The 21,826-nt window shown below is 36.9% G+C and carries 20 protein-coding genes; 6 read left to right on the top strand and 14 right to left on the bottom strand.

All coding sequences use genetic code 11. The annotated features are described in order from the left end of the window. Positions 1-103: 103 nt before the first annotated feature. The 9 genes from cysM to ABXT51_RS06540 all read right to left on the bottom strand — a co-directional run bounded on the left by cysM (position 104) and on the right by ABXT51_RS06540 (position 10,517). Positions 104-1,003, bottom strand: coding sequence for a cysteine synthase CysM (gene cysM / locus ABXT51_RS06580; protein ID WP_416694691.1), 900 nt, complete (start codon positions 1,001-1,003; stop codon positions 104-106). Positions 1,004-1,042: 39 nt separating this feature from the next. Then, complete coding sequence (gene thrC / locus ABXT51_RS06575; protein WP_416694689.1) at positions 1,043-2,110, bottom strand: threonine synthase; 1,068 nt, start codon at positions 2,108-2,110, stop codon at positions 1,043-1,045. Positions 2,111-2,126: 16 nt separating this feature from the next. Next, on the bottom strand, positions 2,127-3,404 hold the full coding sequence (locus tag ABXT51_RS06570) for a homoserine dehydrogenase (RefSeq protein ID WP_271541061.1): 1,278 nt from the start codon (positions 3,402-3,404) through the stop codon (positions 2,127-2,129). A gap of 124 nt (positions 3,405-3,528) precedes the next feature. Next, complete coding sequence (locus ABXT51_RS06565; protein ID WP_416694687.1) at positions 3,529-4,983, bottom strand: NAD-dependent succinate-semialdehyde dehydrogenase; 1,455 nt, start codon at positions 4,981-4,983, stop codon at positions 3,529-3,531. 70 nt (positions 4,984-5,053) lie between these two features. Next, positions 5,054-5,857 carry an ABC transporter permease gene (locus ABXT51_RS06560; protein ID WP_416694685.1) on the bottom strand — a complete coding sequence of 268 codons (804 nt, stop codon included), beginning with the start codon at positions 5,855-5,857 and terminating at the stop codon, positions 5,054-5,056. Next, positions 5,854-6,759 carry an ABC transporter permease subunit gene (locus tag ABXT51_RS06555; RefSeq protein ID WP_416694683.1) on the bottom strand — a complete coding sequence of 302 codons (906 nt, stop codon included), beginning with the start codon at positions 6,757-6,759 and terminating at the stop codon, positions 5,854-5,856. The genes ABXT51_RS06560 and ABXT51_RS06555 overlap by 4 nt, the downstream gene beginning before the upstream one ends. A 15-nt stretch (positions 6,760-6,774) precedes the next feature. Then, the gene (locus ABXT51_RS06550; protein ID WP_416694681.1) at positions 6,775-7,905 is read right to left on the bottom strand and encodes an ABC transporter ATP-binding protein; all 1,131 of its coding nucleotides are present in this window, start codon (positions 7,903-7,905) and stop codon (positions 6,775-6,777) included. Between the two features lie 64 nt (positions 7,906-7,969). Continuing rightward, positions 7,970-9,061, bottom strand: a complete 1,092-nt coding sequence (locus tag ABXT51_RS06545) for a polyamine ABC transporter substrate-binding protein (protein WP_416694679.1) — start codon at positions 9,059-9,061, stop codon at positions 7,970-7,972. Positions 9,062-9,158: 97 nt separating this feature from the next. Then, a complete protein-coding gene (locus tag ABXT51_RS06540) occupies positions 9,159-10,517 on the bottom strand; it encodes a glutamine synthetase family protein (protein WP_416694676.1) in 1,359 nt (452 codons plus the stop codon). 166 nt (positions 10,518-10,683) lie between these two features. Between ABXT51_RS06540 and ABXT51_RS06535 the strand changes: the two genes are divergently transcribed. The 4 genes from ABXT51_RS06535 to ABXT51_RS06520 are packed head-to-tail and all read left to right on the top strand — an operon-like array spanning position 10,684 to position 15,081. After that, on the top strand, positions 10,684-12,057 hold the full coding sequence (locus ABXT51_RS06535) for an aminotransferase (RefSeq protein WP_416677459.1): 1,374 nt from the start codon (positions 10,684-10,686) through the stop codon (positions 12,055-12,057). 13 nt (positions 12,058-12,070) lie between these two features. Then, a complete protein-coding gene (locus ABXT51_RS06530; RefSeq protein WP_416694674.1) occupies positions 12,071-13,339 on the top strand; it encodes an NAD(P)/FAD-dependent oxidoreductase in 1,269 nt (422 codons plus the stop codon). Between the two features lie 35 nt (positions 13,340-13,374). Next, entirely contained in the window at positions 13,375-14,349 is a 975-nt protein-coding gene (gene speB / locus ABXT51_RS06525; RefSeq protein ID WP_416677456.1) for an agmatinase, read from the top strand. Positions 14,350-14,364: 15 nt separating this feature from the next. Further along, entirely contained in the window at positions 14,365-15,081 is a 717-nt protein-coding gene (locus tag ABXT51_RS06520) for a glutamine amidotransferase-related protein (protein WP_416694671.1), read from the top strand. Here ABXT51_RS06520 and lhgO read toward each other — a convergent pair. Then, on the bottom strand, positions 15,073-16,290 hold the full coding sequence (gene lhgO, locus ABXT51_RS06515; protein WP_416694669.1) for an L-2-hydroxyglutarate oxidase: 1,218 nt from the start codon (positions 16,288-16,290) through the stop codon (positions 15,073-15,075). The two genes, ABXT51_RS06520 and lhgO, sit on opposite strands and share 9 nt — an antisense overlap. 24 nt (positions 16,291-16,314) lie before the next feature. Then, the gene (gene glaH / locus ABXT51_RS06510; protein ID WP_416694667.1) at positions 16,315-17,274 is read right to left on the bottom strand and encodes a glutarate dioxygenase GlaH; all 960 of its coding nucleotides are present in this window, start codon (positions 17,272-17,274) and stop codon (positions 16,315-16,317) included. Positions 17,275-17,401: 127 nt separating this feature from the next. On the opposite strand from glaH, the gene csiR reads away from it, so the two are divergent. Further along, a complete protein-coding gene (csiR, locus tag ABXT51_RS06505; protein ID WP_416694664.1) occupies positions 17,402-18,070 on the top strand; it encodes a DNA-binding transcriptional regulator CsiR in 669 nt (222 codons plus the stop codon). Here the strand turns inward: csiR and ABXT51_RS06500 are convergent. Both ABXT51_RS06500 and ABXT51_RS06495 read right to left on the bottom strand, forming a co-directional pair. Next, positions 18,057-18,593, bottom strand: coding sequence for an RNA pyrophosphohydrolase (locus tag ABXT51_RS06500; protein ID WP_416694662.1), 537 nt, complete (start codon positions 18,591-18,593; stop codon positions 18,057-18,059). The two genes, csiR and ABXT51_RS06500, sit on opposite strands and share 14 nt — an antisense overlap. After that, complete coding sequence (locus ABXT51_RS06495) at positions 18,593-19,252, bottom strand: Bax inhibitor-1/YccA family protein (protein WP_416677448.1); 660 nt, start codon at positions 19,250-19,252, stop codon at positions 18,593-18,595. The genes ABXT51_RS06500 and ABXT51_RS06495 overlap by 1 nt, the downstream gene beginning before the upstream one ends. 62 nt (positions 19,253-19,314) lie before the next feature. Between ABXT51_RS06495 and murD the strand changes: the two genes are divergently transcribed. Then, the gene (murD, locus tag ABXT51_RS06490) at positions 19,315-20,631 is read left to right on the top strand and encodes a UDP-N-acetylmuramoyl-L-alanine--D-glutamate ligase (protein WP_416694659.1); all 1,317 of its coding nucleotides are present in this window, start codon (positions 19,315-19,317) and stop codon (positions 20,629-20,631) included. 265 nt (positions 20,632-20,896) lie between these two features. Here murD and miaA read toward each other — a convergent pair whose 3' ends face one another. Continuing rightward, positions 20,897-21,814: a tRNA (adenosine(37)-N6)-dimethylallyltransferase MiaA gene (gene miaA / locus ABXT51_RS06485; RefSeq protein WP_416694657.1), complete on the bottom strand. Its 918-nt coding sequence runs from the start codon at positions 21,812-21,814 to the stop codon at positions 20,897-20,899. Between the last annotated feature and the right edge of the window lie 12 nt (positions 21,815-21,826).

Genomic DNA, 21,826 nt, shown 5'->3' with positions numbered 1-21,826 from the left:
CTCTCCTATTTATATTTTAAGAATTTACGAATTTACAATTGTACACATATTTTTGAAGAAAATTAGCCTTCAAAACAGATAGAAACATATATAAATCTTGATTTTAGGCTTTGAAGACCCCTGTAGAAAGATAGCGATCACCGCGATCACAAATAATTGTAACAATAACGGCATTATTAACCTGCTTAGAAAGTTCAATTGCTGAAGCTACTGCGCCTCCAGCTGATACACCAGAGAAAATGCCTTCACGAGTTGCAAGATCTCTTGTTGTTTGCTCTGCACTTGATTGCGAGATATCCATAATTTTATCGACTCTGGTTGAGTCAAAAATAGTGGGGAGATACTCTTTAGGCCACCTCCTAATTCCTGGAATGTGCGAGTCATCATCAGGCTGAATTCCTACAATTTGTATTGCTGGATTTTTTTCTTTGAGATACCTTGAAACGCCCATAATGGTACCAGTAGTGCCCATAGAGCTTACGAAATGTGTAATTTCTCCATTTGTATCATTCCAAATCTCTCTGGCAGTTGAGGCATAGTGAGCGCTTGGATTATCTTGATTAGAAAATTGGTTAAGCTGAAGGCCTTTATTTTCTGAGCTCATTTGATTTGCAAGGTCACGCGCTCCTTCCATCCCAAGTTCTTTGGTCACTAAAATCAATTCTGCGCCATATGCAGTCATCGCGTCTCTCCTCTCTTGCGATAGGTTTTCTTGCATAATTAAAATCATCTTATAGCCCTTAATAGCTGAAACCATAGCTAGGGCAATGCCTGTGTTCCCACTGGTTGCTTCAATAAGAGTGTCTCCAGGATGAATATCACCCCTCTTTTCTGCCTCAGTAATCATATTAAGGGCGGCGCGATCTTTAACAGAACCAGCTGGATTGTTGCCTTCGAGCTTACCAAGAATTATATTAGTCGGATTTGGATTTAATCTTTGCAGCCTCACTAAAGGAGTTTTTCCTATGCATTGATCGATTGTTTTATAGTTTTGATTGCTCATATTTTGATAGTTATTATCATAAATTTAAAGCCTGAAGAACTACATATTTTTTAGGATGGCTTTTTTTACTTCCTTAAGTGTTGGTTTAACGTTGATCATTGCACTTGGATCGCATTGAGCAATTGCTGTATCTGGATCTTTAAGTCCATGACCTGTAAGCGTACATACAACGCTAGAGCCATCAGGTATTTTTCCTGATTTTATATCTCTTAGGGCTCCTGCAACTGATATTGCAGATGCTGGCTCACAAAAAATTCCTTCTTTTTCAGTAAGCATTTTTTGTGTTGCTAAAATTTCTTCATCTGAAAATGCATCAAACCATCCGTTTGATTCTTTACTAAGTTTTAAAGCTTGATCCCAACTTTGAGGGTTTCCAATTCTTATTGCAGTAGCAATAGTTTCTGGATTATGAACTCTCGAACCGTGAATAAATGGAGCAGCACCTTCAGCTTGATAGCCAAGCATGGCTGGCGTTGAGTCTGCTTTTCCGTTCTCGTGATATTCTGTATAGCCCATCCAGTGCGCAGTAATATTTCCTGCATTACCAACAGGGAGGCAGTGGAAATCTGGAGCATGACCGAGCTCTTCAATAATTTCAAATGCTGCAGTTTTTTGACCTTGAAGTCTAAAAGGGTTGATTGAGTTGACTATTGAAACGGGTGCAAATTCAGCAACATCTTTAACGAGCTGCATGCCGTCATCAAAGTTACCCTTAATTTGAATAATGGTAGAGCCATGAATCATTGCTTGCGCCAATTTACCTAGTGCAATTTTTCCTTCTGGAATGAGAACAAATGCTTTAATTCCTGCTCTTGCAGCATAGGCAGCAGCTGCAGCCGAAGTGTTTCCAGTTGACGCACAAATAATTGCTTTTGAGCCACTTTCCACAGCCTTTGTAACTGCCATAGTCATTCCGCGATCTTTAAATGATCCTGTAGGATTTAATCCTTCATACTTTATATATAGTTCAACTTGCGTTCCCATTTCACATGGGATATTTTCAAGTCTAATTAAGGGTGTATTACCTTCACCAAGACTTATGATGCGAGTGTTGTCGCTGACAGGCAGAGTGTCTCTATATTTGTCAATTAATCCTGTATATCTCATAGTTCTCTCAATTAGTTTAGTCTAATAATTCAATATGTATAATTTGAACTTCCGCTTGATTAAAGTCACTAGCTTCAATCGATTTTTTGATACTCATGATTGTTTTAGTGCTAACTTTATCAGTTGTTATTGCAATATGAGCGTTATTATTTTCATCGGCTTGCTTTTGAATTAGCGCATCTATACTAACATTATGGTCATTAAATATCCCTGTAACTTTAGCAAGAACTCCTTTAATATCACTCACTAATAACCTTAAAAAGAATTCACTTTGAATATCATCACTTTTAATTACAGGGAGTTTTTGTTGAGATTTCCAGCCTAAGATATGATTACTTGTTTGGTTGTTAATTATGTCATTTAGATCAGCAATAACTGCAGAAGCGGTAGCCTCATCACCAGCTCCAGCGCCATAATATAAGCTAGTTCCTAAAGCATCACTTTTAACCATAACTGCATTCATCACGCCATCGACTTGTGCAATTAATTGTTTATTTGGAACTAGAGTAGGGTGCACTCGAAGTTCGATTCCCTCACCAGCTCTTTTTGCTATTCCAAGATGTTTAATTGTATAACCGAGCTCTGAAGCATGAATGATATCTTCAGTCGTTATATCACTGATACCTTTGGTAGAAACTTTATCAAATTGTAGTTCAGTACCAAATGCAATTGCAGCTAGAATAGATAGCTTATGAGCAGCATCAATACCCTCAACATCAAAAGTTGGGTCTTCTTCTGCGTAACCTAATGCTTGCGCCTCTTTAAGAACGTCGTCAAAATCCCTTCCCTTTTCCTTCATATCAGTAAGAATAAAGTTACCCGTCCCGTTAATGATTCCAGCAAGCGATTCAATATTATTTGCACTCAGGCCCTGTTCAAGAGATTTTATAATTGGAATACCTCCAGCCACTGAGGCTTCAAATAAAAGCCGTACTTGTTTTTTATTGGCTAATTTAATTAATTCATTGCCATGATTCGCAATCAACGCCTTATTGGCAGTAATGACATGTTTTCCATTGTTTATGGCTGTTTCAACTAGCTCTTTTGTAAGTCCAATTCCGCCAATTAGCTCAAGAACTACATCAACATCAGGGTGATTGACAACCTCAAAAGGATCTATAGTTAATTTGATGTTTGAGGTATCGCAGATACGTTTTTGTTTGACATCTCTAACGCCTGCTAAAACAACTTCTATTTTAACGCCAGTGCGCCTTTCAATAGATTCGCTATTTTTTTGCAATACATTTACAACGCCACCACCAACTGTACCAAGACCAAGAATTCCAACTTTCATTATTGTATTTTATAAATTCAAATGCGCCATTATACCAACCAGTGAAAAGGCGCACTGGAAATCATGTTTAAAAATGTTAGTAGAGTTATTGAGCTAGATTAAAGTTATAGGTTTAAAAAAAATATTACTTTAGCCCGCCCATACAAATGTACTTTAGTTCGAGAAAGTCATCTATTCCATAGTGCGAGCCTTCTCTGCCTAATCCTGACTCTTTGATTCCGCCAAATGGAGCAACTTCATTAGAAATGACGCCTTCATTAACGCCAACCATTCCGTATTCTAAGGCTTCAGATACACGCCATATTCTATTAATATCATTTGTATAAAAATAAGAGGCTAGTCCAAATTCTGTATCATTAGCCATATCTATCGCTTCTTTCTCAGTTGAAAATTTGAATACCGGTGCAAGCGGCCCAAAAGTTTCTTCTGAAGCCATTTTCATAGAGCTATCTACATTGCTTATTACAGTTGGCTCAAACATAGTGCCGCCATTTTGATGAGGTTTTCCACCTGCAACAATTACAGCGCCTCGATCAACAGCATCTGACAAGTGGTCTTTAACCTTATCAAGTGCTTTAAGGCTTATTAATGGACCTTGATTAACTCCTTCATCCATTCCATTTCCAACGTTTAGAGTTTTAACCGCTTCAGCAAGTCTAGTTACAAACTCGTCATAAATTCCCTCTTGAACCAAAAAGCGATTAGTACAAACGCAGGTTTGTCCAGTATTTCTAAATTTTGATATTAGTGCGCCTGAAACTGCAGAATCTATATCAGCATCATCAAAGACTATAAATGGAGCATTGCCTCCAAGCTCCATAGATACTTTTTTCATTGTATCGGCACAATTCCGAGTTAAAAGTTTTCCAACAGCAGTTGAGCCAGTAAAAGAGAGTTTGCGGACAACTGGATTATCTGTTAACGCCTTGCCAATTTCACTAGAATTAGTTCCAACAACTACATTTATTATTCCTTTGGGTATTCCAGCTTGCTCAGCAAGTTCTGCAATTGCTAGCGCTGACAATGGAGTTTCTGCAGCAGGCTTAATAACAACTGGACAGCCTGCAGCAATAGCAGGAGCACATTTTCTTGTAATCATTGCGATTGGGAAATTCCAAGGCGTGATTGAAGCTACAACACCGATTGGCTGTTTAATTACAAGTATTCTTCTGTCATTTGCGGGCGTTGGAATTATGTCCCCATAGGTCCTTTTTCCTTCTTCTGCAAACCATTCTATGAAGGATGCGCCATAACCAACCTCACCTCTAGCTTCTGCTAATGGCTTTCCTTGTTCTGCTGTCATTAATATGGCTAAATCCTCTTGATTAGACATAATTAAATCAAACCATTTTTTTAAGATAATTGCTCTTTCTTTAGCAGTTCGGCTGCGCCAATCTGGCCATGCGGTATTTGCTGCATCGATGGCCTCATCGGTTTCTTTTTTACCCATGTCAGGCAAAGTACTAATTACTTCATTTGTATAAGCATTAGTCACATCAAAACGCGATTGAGCATCATCACCAACCCACTTTCCATTAATGTATCCGTGAGCTTTTAAAAGGTTAGTATTTTTAAGCATAATTTATCCTTGTAACTGTATTGAAATTTAAAGGTGCTAATTATAATGCTCTATTGAGCTGAAATGTCCTTCACGTATCTTGCGTTTTTAAAATTTGTTGTTTCTGTCGTCTTCCAATTAATGAGGCGGATATGACGCCTAGAGTGACAACTCCTACTAAGATTGTTGAAACTGCATTTATTTCAGGAGTGACTCCTAGCCTTACCATCGAATATATTTTCATTGGAAGGGTTGTAGAGCCTGGACCAGAGGTAAAGCTCGCAATTACTAGATCATCAAGTGACAGAGTGAAAGATAAAAGCCAGCCAGAGATAACTGCTGGGAGAATTATTGGAAGTGTTATTAGGGTAAACGTTCTAAATGGAGTGCACCCTAAGTCAAGCGCTGCTTCTGTAAGGCTGTCATCATAGCTCGACATTCTTGACTGCACAACAACTGCAACATAGCACATTGAAAATGTTATATGAGCCAGAGTCACAGTAAAAATACCTCGATCAATTGCAAGCGCTACAAACATAAGTAAAGTTGATAGTCCAATGATCACTTCTGGCATAACCATTGGCGCATAAATCATCCCTGAAAAAAGAGTTCTACCTTTGAAATTACCAAAACGCGTCATTACCAGGCCAGCAATAGTTCCTAAAATTGTTGCAATAGTTGAAGAAACAAAGGCAACCTTTATTGTTACCCAAGCAGCATCTTTTATGCCCTGGTTTTGCAATAGCTCACCATACCATTTAGTTGAGAAACCACCCCAAACTGTAACTAATCTTGATTCATTAAAGCTAAATAAAATTAATAATATTATTGGTATATATAAAAATGAGAATCCAACAATCAGTGAGAAAATATTGAAGCTACCAAACTTTTTCATGAGATTGCCTTCTCTTGTGACCTTTGGTAAAGCATTATTGGGACAACGAGAATTGCAAGTAGAAGGATTGCGACTGCTGAGGCCACTGGCCAGTCTCGGTTATAGAAAAACTCTGTCCAAAGAACCTTTCCAATCATTAGCGTTTCAGAGCCGCCAAGTAAATCTGGGATTACAAACTCACCCATAACTGGTATAAAAACCAAAAAGCAGCCAGCGATAATTCCAGATAGAGAAAGTGGAACAGTTACTGTCCAGAAGGTTTTAAAGGGTCTGCACCCAAGATCTGCTGCAGCTTCTAATAAACTCATATCCATTTTTTCAAGATTTGCATACAAAGGGAGAATCATAAAAGGCAGATAAGAGTAAACAATGCCGATATAGACTGCAAGATCAGTGTTCATTATCATGAGTGGCTTTTCAATAATTCCAATGGACATTAAAGCTAGGTTTAGTAAGCCCTCAGTCTTTAGAATTCCAATCCACGCATAAACTCTTATTAAGAAAGAAGTCCAAAAAGGAAGAATAACAAGCATTAGCAATATTCCCCTCCATCGGGTGGGAGCTCTTGCGACGCTGTAAGCTATTGAGTATCCTATTATTAGAGTTAGTATTGTTGAGATAAAGGCAATTTTTAAGCTTGAAAGATAGGCTTTAATATACAAAGAGTCACTAAAAAGAAATAAATAGTTATCAAAGCTTGCTTTAATTGAAGGTAGCCATGAATCTCCCCAAATTAGAAGGGAGGAGTATGGCGGTCTTGCATAAATTGTTTCTGCAAAACTTATTTTTAAAACATAGATAAAAGGCAGTAAAAAAAGCAAAAGCAGCCAAATATATGGAATTGCAATTACGGCATTTCTTCCATTAAAGATACTTTTAAAAAAGTTTGGATTTGTTTGCATAAGCTTCACAGGAAGCTAAGAAAGAAGAACCACAGCAGAGTGTGGAGCCCATTGAAGGTAAACTTCATCATCCCATGTTAAATGGTGCTCTTTAGTTCTTTCACGATTTGCACGTATTGCTTTTAAGATTCTTCCATTATCTAGTTTGACATGGTAAGTGGAAAAGCTTCCTCCATAGGCAATATCTTCAATCGTTCCTTTTAATATATTGTGATCATGGGATGGCGCAACTTTAGATATTTCAAGTTTTTCTGGTCTGATTGCAAACCACATTTCATCTTCAACTGAGGCGCCAACTTCTTGTGTTGCAAAAACAATTGAATTTGAGTCTTCAGAAAACAACTGAGTGCCAACTTCATTTTGTCCTTTGTAGATTCCCTTTAAAATATTAACGTCACCAATAAAGTCAGCAACATCCCTGTTGATTGGTGCCTCATAGATTTCTGCGGGTGATGCAACTTGAACTAAATTTCCAGAATCCATAACACCAATCCTACTTGAAACAGTCATAGCCTCTTCCTGGTCGTGAGTAACAATAACAAAAGTGACCTCTAGTTTTTCCTGAATATCCATTAGTTCAAACTGAGTTTGTTCTCTCAATCTTTTATCGAGTGCCCCTAAAGGCTCATCAAGAAGTAATAATTTTGGACGCTTGGCTAAGCTTCTCGCAAGAGCGACTCTTTGACTTTGGCCTCCAGAGAGCTGATTAGGTTTGCGATTAGCAAAGTCAGTAAGCTCAACAAGCTCAAGCATTTCTTCTACTCTTTGATTAATCTCGTTAGTAGGCAGATTATCTTGCTTTAATCCAAAGGCAATATTTTTTTCAACATTCATATGAGGAAAAAGCGCGTAGGACTGGAACATCATGTTAATTGGTCTTAGGTGAGGAGGTATTTCAGATATATCTTCTCCATCCACAAGAATCTTGCCATCAGTTATTTTTTCAAAGCCTGCAAGCATTCGAAGGAGCGTTGTTTTTCCGCAACCAGAAGGACCCAGTAAGGAGAAAAATTCATTTTTGTAGATATCTAGAGTTAAATTATCGATTGCTGTAAATTCGCCAAACCGCTTAGTGACATTTTGAATTTGGATATACGGCTTCTGACTTGAATCGAGCCAAGGGCTGAATTTAATATTTTCGGACATAGAATTATGCTAATTAAAAACCCTTCATGATGCATAGCATCATGAAGGCAATAGTAGTTTAAAGTTACTGACCTGTTGTGACTTTAGTCCAGGTACGTGTTACTACTCTTTGAGATTTAGAATCGTATGTTGGGCTAATGTATAAACCTTCCATAACCTCAGGTGTTGGATAAACCGCTGGATCATTTAGAAGGTCTTCCTCTAGTAGCGGTTGAGAGGCTAGATTGCCATTCGCATACCAAACATAGTTTGTTGCTGTTGCAATTTGCTCAGGATCCATTATCCAGTTAATATACTTATGCGCATTATTAGCATTAGGAGCGTCATCTGGAATTGCCAATTGATCAAACCACATTAGAGCGCCTTCATCAGGAATCGAATAAACGATTTCTACGCCATTCTCCGCATCCCAGGCTGCATATTGAGCCATAAATATATCACCTGACCAGCCAACAACTAGACATATATCTCCATTTGCAAGAGCATCAATGTACTGAGAAGAGTGAAATTTTTGAATATACGGACGAACCTTGGTCAAGACAGCTTCTGCTTTAGCTATAACATCCGCATCAGTACTTCTTGGATCTTCACCAAGATAAGCAAGTGCTGCAGGAATTATTTCAGTTGGCGCATTTAGAAGATGAACGCCACAATCAGCGAATTTTGAAACAACATCTGGATCAAAGACCATAGCAAGAGAGGTTGTAGGTGCATTCTCCATCCTGTCATTAATTAAACCTTCGTTGTAGCCAATACCTGTTGTTCCCCACATGTAGTTAACTGAGTAGTCATTGAGTGGGCCAAATTGTGCTACCTGCTCTTCAATGTCGCTCCACATATTTCCAATATTTGATAATTTTGATTTATCCAATTTTTGGAAAACACCCGCTTCAATTTGACGCGCTAAGAAACTACTTGAAGGAACGACAACGTCATATCCAGAGCTTCCTGCAAGAAGCTTAGCTTCAAGGACTTCATTAGAATCGAACACATCATAGACAACCTTAATGCCTGTTGCAGCTGTAAAGTCTGTATTAACCTGCTCATCAATATAATCAGACCAGTTTAGAACATTAACTACTTCTTCTGCAATTACAGCTTGAGCGGTAAATGTTAACGCTCCAGCAATAAGTAGATTATTTAATTTATTTTTCATTATTACTCTCCTTTTATTTTATTTTTACTAACTGGATTATATTAAAGTTTATTCTTTAATAGGCACCTTTTTTTTGAAATTACAATTCAATCATATATTAAAGATGCCTTAAATATGAGTTATATTCAAAGTCAGTAATTGTACTTTCAAATCTTTTTATCTCAGATTCTTTGACGCATTGATAGGATTTTTGAAACTTTTCACCAAAAAATTCTTTAACTACTGGGGATTCACTTGTTTTATCAACGGCCTCTCGCCAGGTTATTCCTAATGCAGCTTCATGCTGCGCATGAGCATTTCCAATGGTTTCTTTATCAAGTGGGTATTTATTTGTTATTCCTGACAAAACACTTGAAAGAATGGATGCAAATACTAAGTAAGGATTCGAGTCTGCACTTGGAAGTCTAAACTCTAAACGCGTTGCTTTTGAGGATGCCTCTGGTAATCTTACTAGGGCAGTCCTATTTTCATTACCCCAGCTTAATGTTGTTGGAGCGTGATCTGCATTATGAACTAAACGTCGATATGAATTTGAGTGGGACGCATAAAAAGAAAGAAAATCAGGGGCATTCTTTAAAAGGCCCGCAATAGAGTTCGCAAAGATACCTTGAGGCTGTTTATCTTTGTCGACTATAAAAACATTGTTACCATCTTTATCAATAATGCTAAGGTGCGCATGCATACCGTTGCCAGCTTGATCTGAAAAAGGTTTGGCCATAAAGGTGGCATTCATATTAAATTGTCGAGCGCAGTTTTTAATTAAGCGTTTCATTAAAAAGGCCTGATCAGCCATCAAGAGGGCGTCATCATGATGTAGTAAATTAATTTCAAATTGTCCAGGTGCACACTCCTTGATGGCAGTCTCAGCAGGAATTCCTAAAGAGTGAGCACTTTTTTCCACTAGGGCAAAGAAACTTTCAAAGTCATCCATCTCATTCAAGTTGAGAAGCTGAACATCTTCATATCTTCTGTTAGTGCCTGGAATGATTGGCATTTGTGGATGGCCATTTTTTTGCAATTGTTTATCAACAAGATAAAATTCCATTTCAGGTGCGATAACTGGCTTTAAATTAAGCTTTTGAAAACGCTCAAGAACTGAAGATAGGATTTGTCTTGGGTCTGCATAAATTGCCTTTCCATCACCATTTTCCATGCTAACAAGGCACTGGGCTGTCTTGCGAGTGCTCCATGGCGTGACTGCTAGTGAGCTTATAACGGGCCTACATATTGCATCACCGTCACCTGACATCACCAGTCCAGTTCCCTCAGGGTTATCACCCCAAACATCAAGTACATAGCTTGATATAGGCATTTTAAGGCCACCATCAAAAGCTTTAACTAAGGTTTTTGGTGCGGCATATTTGCCTCTTGGGATGCCATTAAAGTCAACATAGATAAACTCAATTTTTTCTAAATCTGGGTTATTCTTTAAAAATTCTTCAGCGATATTAGTCATGTATTTAAAAGTTTGCTATTTAATTATTTTTGTTACTTTTGAACAATCGTAAATTATTTTTTACTCATGATTCAAAAAAGTATTACACTATAACATTTAAAATTGTGTTGCAAGATAATTTCAATTTCTTGCGATTTTAAGTTGATAATTTAATTGAGGAATTCCCATGACTATAAGCACATCAGCTCTCCAACAAAAAAATGCCAAGCATTTAATTCAATCCTTTAGTGATTTAAGTTACATCAATAAGCCTGAGGAAACTCATATCATCAGCCGAGCAGATGGAGTTTATATCTATGACAATGATGGTAAGAAGATTTTAGATAGTATGTCTGGCCTATGGTGCGTTAATATGGGCTATGGTCAACAATCAATTATTAAGGCTGTGAATGAGCAAATGAAAGAACTTGTTTACTATAATAATTTCTTTGGGTCTAGTCATCCTTCTGCAATTAAGTTATCTGAAATGATTGCGGATAAAACTCCAGAAGGGATGAATAAAGTTTATTTTTGTGGTTCTGGATCTGAAGCAAATGATACTGTTGTGAGATTAACAAGACACTATTGGAATGCAAAAGGCAAGCCCTCTAAGTCTGTCATTATTAGTCGCAAAAATGCTTACCATGGCTCTACTATGGCAGGTGCCAGTTTAGGCGGAATGAGCGCCATGCATGCTCAAGGTGGCTTACCAATTGCTGATATTGAACATGTAGAACAACCCTACTATTATGATGCTTGTGTTGAGGCAGGTGGAAAAATTGATGAGGATGAATTTGGAATTAAGATGGCCCAAAGCCTTGCTAAAAAGATAGACGAGCTTGGTGAAGATCGCGTTGCTGCATTTATTGCCGAACCGATTCAGGGTGCAGGTGGAGTTATTATTCCTCCAAAAACTTATTGGCCAGAGATTAGTAGAATTTGTAAAGAGAGAAATATCCTTTTAGTTGCAGATGAAGTAATATGTGGCTTTGGAAGGACTGGGGAATGGTTTGGTTCTGGACATTTTAACTTTAAGCCAGATTTAATGGCATTTGCAAAGGGAGTAACTTCGGGTTATCTGCCAGTTGGAGGTGTTATTGTTCATGATGATATTGTCGATGTATTAGCTTCAGCTAAGGAAGAGTTTAATCATGGATATACTTATTCAGGACATCCAGCCTGTATGGCAGCAGCTATAGCTAACCTTGAATTAATGGAGAGCACTAATATAATTCACCAAGTCAAAAATAATACCGCCCCATACTTGGGAAGTAAGTGGAAGGATTTAGAGAATCATTCTTTGGTGGGTGAAGCTAGACAACTTGGAATGCTTGCAGCAATAGAAATTGTTGAAGATAAAGAAAATTGCAAGCGATTTGATAATAGTGGAGAGATTGTTGGAAAATGTCGGGATTTTTGTTATGAGAATGGCATAGTAATGAGGGCAATTAAAAATAAGATGGTTATTTCTCCTCCTTTAATTTGTACTAATGAGCATATTGACGAGATAATTGAAAAGGTTTGGAAGTGTCTTGATTTGACTGCCAAATCAATTAAGTAAATACTATCTTTGCGTGCAATCTTATTACCTAGCATCTCGAAATATTGAGATTGATCAACCTAAGCTTACTGGCGACGTGCATGCTGATGTTTGCATAATTGGTGGAGGCTACACGGGTCTATCGACCGCTCTTTATTTGGTAAAAGAAGGAGTAAATGTTCTCCTGCTTGAATCCAACAAGCTGGCATCAGGAGCCTCTGGTGCTAATGGAGGCCAAGTGTCTGGTGGCATGCGAAGAGACCAGTTCTATCTAGAAAAAACGTTAGGAGTTGATTATGCTAAAGTTTTATGGGAGATTGGCGAGAAATCAAAATATCACGCTAAACATCTAATTGATCAATATCAAATTCAGTGTGATTATAAAAAAGGTATTGCCCACCCCAATCATAAGCAAAAATATTGCGAAGAGTCAAAACAATATGTAGATCATATGAATGAAAACTATGATTATCATGACATTGAGTATTTGGATGATAATGAAATGAGAGATGTGACTGGCTCAAATACATATTATGGGGGTAGTTATGATGAAGGCGAGGCTCACTGTCATCCACTTAATTATGCTCTTGGGATTGCAAAAGCTGCTATCTCTGCAGGTGCAAAGATCTTTGAAAATACTCCTGCATTAAGTTATAAAGTTAATGATGACCATGTTAAGGTAATCATTAAAGATGGCTCAATCAAAGCAGATCGAGTTGTTCTGGCTTGTAATGGTTACCTTGGTAATTTTGAAAAAAGCTTAACATCAAAAATACTGCCAATGAATAACTATATTGTTGCAACTAAGCCGCTTGACGATGAAACGGTTCAAAAGATAAACCCAAAAGACATTGCCTTTGCTGACTCAAGATTTGTAATCAACTATTTTAGAATGAGTGCTGATAAGCGCTTACTTTTTGGCGGTGGCGAGAATTATTCTCAAGAGCTTTCAAATAATATTATTCCCATAGTTACTAAGCCTTTAGAAAAGATTTATCCATTTTTAAAGGACGTAAAAATCGATTACGCTTGGGGAGGAAAGCTTGCGATAACAATGAATCGCCTACCATTCTTTACAACTCTTCATAATGAAAAAGTTATATCTGCTCAAGGCTATTCTGGCCAAGGTGTTGCTCTTGCTAGCTACTCTGGAAAATTAGTTTCTGAGAAAATTACTGGAAATGGGGAGACTTTTGATATTATGGCAAAGATTCCAAGGCAAAGTTTTCCTGGTGGAAGGTTTCTTAGAAATCCAAGTATGAAACTCGGCATGCTATATTATTCGCTAATGGACCGATTATAATATGAAGCTAGTTTTTCAACATATAGGAAAAATTAATGAGTACTGATGACTTTGAAGAAATAAAGACTGATCAAGCTTTCACTAAAAAGACTCTCTATGGCAGAGACAATGAAATGACCTATGGCGGCGCTCTTAGTTTTTTAAGGCGCAAGTATACAAAGAATCTAAAGGGCGTTGATATTGCTGTGAGCGGGATTCCATTTGACGCTGCAACGAGCTTTCGACCTGGTGCAAGATTTGGCCCTAAAGCAATAAGAGAAGCCTCAGTTCAGCTTGCAGAATTATTAGCATTTCCAGATGGAATAGACCCCTTCAAAACATTAGCGGTAACGGATTATGGAGACTGCGAATTGGATTATGGTTTTCATGGAAATGTGGTTGCTCAAATCGAAGCCCATGCTAAAACTATATTAGACTCTGGGGCAGAGATGCTCACTTTTGGGGGTGATCATTTTGTAACCTATCCACTTTTAAGGGCACACGCTGCAAAGCATGGACCAATTGCGCTTGTTCATTTTGATGCGCATACAGATTCTTGGCCCGATGAAGATGGAAGGCTTGACCATGGCACGATGTTTTCAAGAGCCATCAAAGAGAATTTAATTGATACCGAGCACTCCATACAAGTTGGAATAAGAACTCATAATAGCAATACCAAGGGGGTGACTATTCTTGATGCGCCGTGGGTTCATGAGAATGGCGTAAATAAAGTAATTAAAAAAATAATTGAAGTCGTTAAAGATCGCCCTGCATACCTTACGTTTGATATTGATGGTCTTGACCCAGCCTATGCACCTGGAACTGGAACACCAGTCTCAGGAGGTTTAACTTCTGCCCAGGCCTTAGGAATTATTAGGGGCTTAGATGGCTTAAATTTTATTGGCGCAGATGTTGTTGAAGTGGCTCCAGTTTATGATCATGCTGAAATTACGGCAATTATTGCAGCGACTATTGCGCATGATTATCTAGTTATTAGGGCAAAACAAAAAATGAAAAAATTAAAAATTTAATTTTTTAAGAATATGATGAAAATTGGAATATTATTAGTTGGAAGGGCTTCAGAAGACTTGGTTGACGAATATGGTACTTATGCAGAAATGCTTATTGCGCTTATTAATTCTGAAGAGAAGGTGTTTGAGTTTAAAACATTTAATATTCTTGATTCAGTATTTCCAAAAGATCACCTTGAGTGTGATGGATGGATTGTTACCGGCTCTCCGCACGGCGTTTATGAGGAGCACTCTTGGATACCAGTAGTCAGTGATCTGATTAAAAATATCTATAAGGACAGCCTTCCAATCTTTGGAGTATGTTTTGGGCACCAGCTAATTGCCCAGGCGCTTGGAGGTCATGTTGAAAAGTCAATAAAAGGATGGGGTTTGGGGCTTCATACTTACCAAATTAACAATAAAACAGGTTACATGAGCAACTTGTTGGAAGAGGTGACCTTAAATATTTGTCATCAAGACCAAGTCCTTCAAGCACCAGTCGGCGCTACTGTTTATGCAAAATCTGATTTTTGTGAAAATGCTGGTTTTTATATCAAAGATAAAGTTCTTACAATGCAAGCGCATCCCGAATTTTTGGTTGATTTCACAAAGGACCTTCTAGCTGCTCGAAGAGATATAACAATCCCAAAAGAATTTGTAGACCCTGCTTTAATTAAGCTTAAAGCGAAGCCTGAAAGCGTTCAATCAGCGCAGTTTGCTGAGACTATAAGGCAGTTTTTTAAATTAAGTTAGTTTGTTATAAGCCTCAGTCGCTTTATCCGTAATATATTTTCCAATTGGTATAGCTGAAGTTGCTGCAGGAGATGGTGCATTACATACATGGATTGATCGCCTGCTCTCAGCAAATAAAAAGTCATGCACAAGTGTGCCATCATCCAAAACTGCTTGTGCTCTAATTCCTGCAGGGTATGGCTGGAGATCGTTAAGTTTTACTGAGGGGCTATATTTTTGCACCTCCTTTAAATAACCTCTCTTAAAGATTGAATTTTTCATTTCATATAAGCCCGATTTAAAGTTTCTCATAAGTACTTTATGAAACCCTTTGAATGATAATAACTGAAGGGTGTCCTTTAGGCTGAAATTAAACTGACTATAACCCTCACGCTTAAATCCAAGAACCGCATTTGGCCCAACTGTTATGCTTCCATCAATCATTTTGGTTAAGTGAACTCCTAGGAAGGGGAGAGTTGGATCAGGTATTGGGTAGATCAAATGCTTAACGAGATTGTTATGTTTTTCAGGAAGCTTGAAGTATTCTCCTCTAAATGGAACAATTTGAAAGTTAATTTTAATTTTAAGTAGTTTTGCTATTCGATCAGCCATTAGCCCAGCGCAGCAAACAAGATATCTTGAGCTGAATGTTTCATTCGAAGTTATTATTTGAATTTTATCTTCGTCTTCTTTAAGATTAATTATTTTAGTGTTAAGAAGAAACATGCCACCTAATGACTCAAATTGCTCTAACATTTTCTTTGTAATTAATTTATAGTTAACGATTCCAGTTGACTTGACTAAAAGCGCACCAATACCAGAGATGTTTGGTTCAATTTCATTTAATGTTTTTTCGTTTAAAATTTCAACTTCAATATCATTCGATTTGCACCGCTCATAAAGCTCTTTCATCCGCTTCAATTCTGTGTCATTAGTTGCTACTAATAGCTTACCACATTGCTGATATGGGATTTTATGAAGCAAGCAGAATTTGATTGTTTCTGTTAATCCTTCTCTGCAAAATTTTGCCTTTAAGCTGCCAGGTTCATAGTAAACACCAGCATGAATGACGCCACTATTGTGACCCGTTTGGTGTTGAGCGAAAGATTCCTCTTTTTCAACAAGCAAGATGCGTTTATCAGGATGTTTTGTAATAAGCGAAAGTGCCGTCGATACGCCAACAATACCTCCTCCTAAAACTACATAGTCGAACATTAGATCTGTCTTCATTTTTACAAGTGTATATGGAATAAATTATTTATCATTATCGCCAGTATTTTCAGCAAAAACACCTCTTTGACGAAGAAGTTCTCTATGAAGGTTCTTTTTGGCTATAAACTTGTCTCTTCCATGAAGCCAGCAATAATTATTAATAATAAGCATACTGCCTTCGGGTAATTTTATATTTGAAGTATTCGTCTCTTTTTCAAGTGACTCTCCCATTTCATACAAATAAAGCCCTTGCTCAATATTCAAAGGTTCAACGAATTGATCAATAAAAGACATAATTGGCTTTCCATCACGCATCTCCTCTAAAAAAATTGGATGAGACGTTTTATAAGTAATATTTTTACTAGAGGGCGACCCCCATTGAAGATTTTCTTTTGCTAATGGATGATGATAAAATTTGTCCAAATCCTTCCAGTCATCAACATGAAGTAGAAGTGAATCACCACCTTCGACATCAACTTCAAGTATTTTTTGCATGATTACCCAGTCAGTAGTCTCTTCAACATAAGTCCCATCATTGTGGAGTTCCATTCTGCGATGAGCTTGACGGAGATAGCTGTCACTATTATCTTCATTTTTAACACTAAATCTGGCATAAAACTTGCCAGACATTGAATCAAGATTTGGAATGCCGATAAGATGAGAAATTGCCGTAGAAAGTAGAACATTGAAATCTATAAACTCTATTCCATTAATCGTTGAGTTATTTAATAGCTCACATTCCAGTAATATTGCTCCTGTTGATCGATTCTTAAGAGTTTTTAATAGAAATTTACCTAAAGTATCATCAGTTAGCTTGTTTAGACAATCAGCAAGATAAAACCTTAAAAACGGTTTATATTCAATTGATTGAACATTATGATCAACTATTTTCTTAGAAAAATTTTCTACAGTATTTTTTGACAGCTTAAGGACCTGAACTCTTGAGTTATTTTTGTGTTGGCTCAATTCAAAACCAACATTTAAAGTATTTTTTGAGTTCATAGTAATATATTAAGTATTTTTCAATAATGTCGACATTATTAAATTATAACTACATTTTTAAATAATTCAAGCTATACTGTGGTTAAATTGTAAATTATCTAACTTTAAATTACATAAAAAATAGTGAATGGATACTTCTAAGCAAAATACAGCTTCTAAAATTCTTGATGCATTAACTAGTGATATTATTCAGGGCGTATTCCCACCTGGGGAAAAATTACAAATTAAAACTTTAAAAGATCGCTATAAAGTTGGAACAAGTCCAATAAGAGAAGCACTATCACAACTAATTGCCAAGGATTTAGTTGTGTCTGAAAACCAAAAAGGCTTTTATGTTAGTAATATATCTATTGATGATTTAACTGACATTTATCAGGCAAGATCAAAAATAGAGGGCTTATGTCTTGATATGGCTATAAAAAAAGGTGGCGATTTTTGGGAGTCAAAAATAATTGCAGCTTCTCATTTATTAGCTAAATATAGTAAATCTGAAAATATTGATATGGATGAATGGCAAAATCGACATTTTTCATTTCATGAAGCATTAGTTTCTGGTTGTAATTCCCCAAGACTTTTTCAGATAAGGCAATCACTTTATGAAAAATCTACCCGATACCGAAATCTTTGGCTTCAAGAAAATGTTACTAACTATGACAGACTGCAAGCAAATCAGAACGAGCATGTTGCGCTAATGGTATTGGTGCTCGAAAGAGATTCCATACCTGCTCAAAAGCTTATAGAGGCCCACATAATGACACCGGTCGAGATTATAAAGAAAAACCTTAATAAAGCTTGATGGCAGTAAACTGCAGAGGCCGAGAAAGTTTTATTGGAATGCTGTGTTCATTTTCAAAAAGGATTGGCGCAAGTGCTTTTAACATATCTTCATAGACCGCTCTTTTAAAGTCAATCACTTCATCAACTGGTTTCCAGTAGTCAACCCACTTCCAGTCATCAAACTCAATATCATGGTGTGAATCAAGAGTGATATTGTCATCACCAGACTTAAGCTTTAATAGGAACCAAACCTGTTTCTGACCAATGCAGATTGGTTTTTGGCGACGCCTTATGTGCTCTACAGGCAGATCATAACGAAGCCATTTAGGAGTTTTAGCTAAAAGAGTTACATGGTCTGGATTAAGACCAACCTCTTCTTCAAGCTCTCTATAGAGAGCATCTAGCTCAGTTTCATCGGTATCAATTCCACCCTGAGGAAGTTGCCATGCATCTTGTTTAAAGCGCTTTGCTAGAAGTATTTGCCTTTTTTCATTAGTAATTACAATGCCAACATTTGCGCGATATCCATCGCTATCTATCACTAATCATCGCCAGAAAACACACCTAATAGGTGAAGAAGGCTTAAGAATAGATTATAAATAGAAATGTATAGAGTAACCGTTGCCATGATGTAATTGGTTTCTCCGCCATGAATTATATTACTTGTTTCATACAAAATAAGACCACTCATTAGTAAAATGAATGCAGATGAAACTGCAAGAGATAAAGCAGGCATTTGGAAAAAGTAGGCCGCTATACCCGCTAGAAATGCAACTACTATTCCAGCAGTCAGGAAGCCGGACATAAAGCTAAAGTCTTTTTGAGATGTAATGGCATAGAAAGAAAGCGATAAAAAGATAACCGCAGTTCCTGTCATTGCCATTCCAACAAGCTCTGCCCCATTTGAGAAAGCAGTTGTGTAGGCTCCAACAATTGGCCCAAGGGTTAAACCCATGAAGCCAGTTAATGCAAATACCGCTAGGATTCCAAAAGCCGAATTTCTAAGCTTTGCTACCAAAAATAAGAGACCAAAATAGCCACCAAGCGTTATTAAAAGTCCGAAGTAAGGCAGTCTAAGGTACATTGATAAGTAAGCCATTAAACCGCTAAAAAGAAGCGTAGCAGACAAAAGCTGATACGTGTTTCTTAACGTACGATTTATTACAATCGCGCTTGAAGTTGTTTGAACATTTGTAGGCATAATAAAATAGTGAAGTAAAAGTGTAAAATATAGTCAATTTTGGTCGAAAACACAAGGTTTTAATGAAACTTATTTTAGGGTTAGGTATTACAGGACTTTCTGTAGCCCGTTTTTTCTTTAAAAAAGATATCTCATTTCGCATTGCAGATTCTCGTCAAGAGCCACCTATGCTTGACATAGCAGAGAAGGAGAGTGTTCTTTCAGATAGCCACTTTGGTGAATGGAGTAAGTCACTTTTAGAAGGCGTTACAGAAATAATAATTAGTCCTGGAATCGCAGAAGCTGAGTCAATTGTTGACTGGTCTCGGCAACAAAGTGTTCCTATTATTAGTGATATTGAGTTATTTGGACGTTATGCAAAGGCACCAATTATTGGTATTACGGGCTCAAATGGAAAATCAACCGTAACTCAATTATTAGGTGAGATGGCAATTGCTGATGGGAAAAATGCTGTTATTTGTGGCAATATTGGCAAGCCTGTAATGGACAGTTTAAGTGATGAAGCTGAACTCTATGTTGTTGAGCTTTCAAGTTATCAATTAGATTATACAAATAAGCTTTCTTTATTAACTGGCGTGATTACGAATATAACTCCTGATCACCTTGATAGGTACTCTAGCTTTAGTGATTATATTTCCTCTAAGCTTTCTATATACAAGTATTGCCAATTCTCTACTGTAAATCTAGATGTAGATTTGGCTAATGGCGTAGATGGAGATAACTACTATGGAATTGAATCAAGTAACTTAAGATGTGACTTTATCGCTAAGCAAAATGGTAACACCTATGAAGTTTTTCATAAAGGCAATCGTCTAATTACAAGTGATGACTTGAAGGTTGTTGGAAGACATAATATAGAAAACCTATTGGCGGCCTTAACGTTGGGCTATCGTTTTGGATTATCCTTAAAAGTAATGACTCAGGCTGCAATTGACTTTAAAGGATTGGAGCATAGATTGGAATTTGTTTCAACAATAAACAATATAGATTACTACAACGATTCAAAATCAACCAACGCAATTTCTACCATAACTGCTATTAATGCTCTTTTTGAAAAATATAATAACTTGACCTTAATTGCTGGTGGAATATCAAAAAAAGAGGATTATTCAGAGCTTTTTAAATTAATAAATGAAAAAGTTAATGCAGTTGTTTTAATTGGTGAGTGCAGTAGTGATTTTTCAAAGCAAATTACTGCCCCTCATGTGGAAGTTGTTAAATCAATGAAAAAGGCGGCATCAATGGCAACTTCAATGGCAGAAGGTGGCGCAGTATTACTTTCACCGGGGTGTGCAAGCTTTGATATGTTTAACAATTTTAATGAGCGTGGAGAGACTTTTAAGCGCTTCGTTCTTGAAGAAAATAAGAGTTTATTTTGAGTAGAGAGTTCAATCCCCCCCCAATCTCCACCAATTATCATATCTTCTAAACTCTTAAAACAACCGTTTCTTGTTTATTGAAAAGTATTATGTTGTATTAAAGTAGTTCGTATACGAACATATCTTAAATCTGACTTAACAAGTGATGAATTTGAAACTTCAATAGACAGTTTAAGAACAATGCTTCACACAATGGAAGAGCTTAATAAAAACGACAAGACTCGATAAATATTTGTTATTATTTTTTCTTAATTAAAATTTCAACTTATTTAAGAAATTTAAGTACTTTTTCAATTTCTATTTGATTTAATGTTAGGGCCTTATCTTCGTCTCTTAGCCATGTGCATTGACGTTTACATAATTGCCTAGTCGCGATGATTGCTTTTTCAATCATTTCTTGTTTGCTGTAATTTCCTTCAAAATAATTCCATGCTTGCCTATAACCAACGGATCTCATAGAGGCTAGATCTAGGTTGAGTTTTTTATTTTTTCTAAGATTTTCAACTTCATTAAGAAATCCATCTTTAATCATTTTTATAAAGCGCTGCTCAATTCTTTGATGAAGCATAGCTCTATCAGGCATGAGTACAATTTTTTTAATACTAAGATCGAGCTTATTCTGATTTTTTTTGCCTTGAAGCCTGCTTAGTGTTTCTCCAGAGAGATGAAAAACCTCAAGTGCTCTGGTTACTCTTTGCGAGTCATTTGAATGGATGCGCGCTGCAGACTTAGGATCAATTTCTGCTAATTTTGAATGAAGTTTTGCAGTGCCTTCACTTTTTAAAAGTTCATTAAAATGCTTTCGAGACTCATCAGTTGATGAAGGAAGTTTTGATAAACCATGCTCTAAAGCGTTAAAGTAGAAAGAAGTGCCACCAACCAGAATAGGTAATTTACCTTCTGCTAGAGCCGATTTAATATGTTCTTTTGCCAGTGATATAAATTCAGTGACAGAAAAGCTATCTTCAGGCTCACAAATATCAACTAATTCATGTGGATGGGCTGCAAGAATTTCCTTGCTAGGCTTTGCTGTGCCAATATCCATACCCCGGTAGATCAAGGCAGAGTCGACACTTATTAATTTTGAGTAAATGTGCTTACTAATTTCTATTGCTAACTCAGTCTTTCCAGAGGCTGTTGGTCCCATCAAAAAAACTACAAAATTTATTGGCTCAATTGCCATAATAATAGTAAG

Source organism: Candidatus Pseudothioglobus sp. Uisw_050_01, from assembly GCF_048085775.1.
In the GTDB taxonomy this organism is placed as follows: Bacteria; Pseudomonadota; Gammaproteobacteria; order PS1; family Pseudothioglobaceae; genus Pseudothioglobus.
Note: the sequence above shows the minus strand (reverse complement) of the source record. Positions and strands in the feature narration are given on the sequence as shown.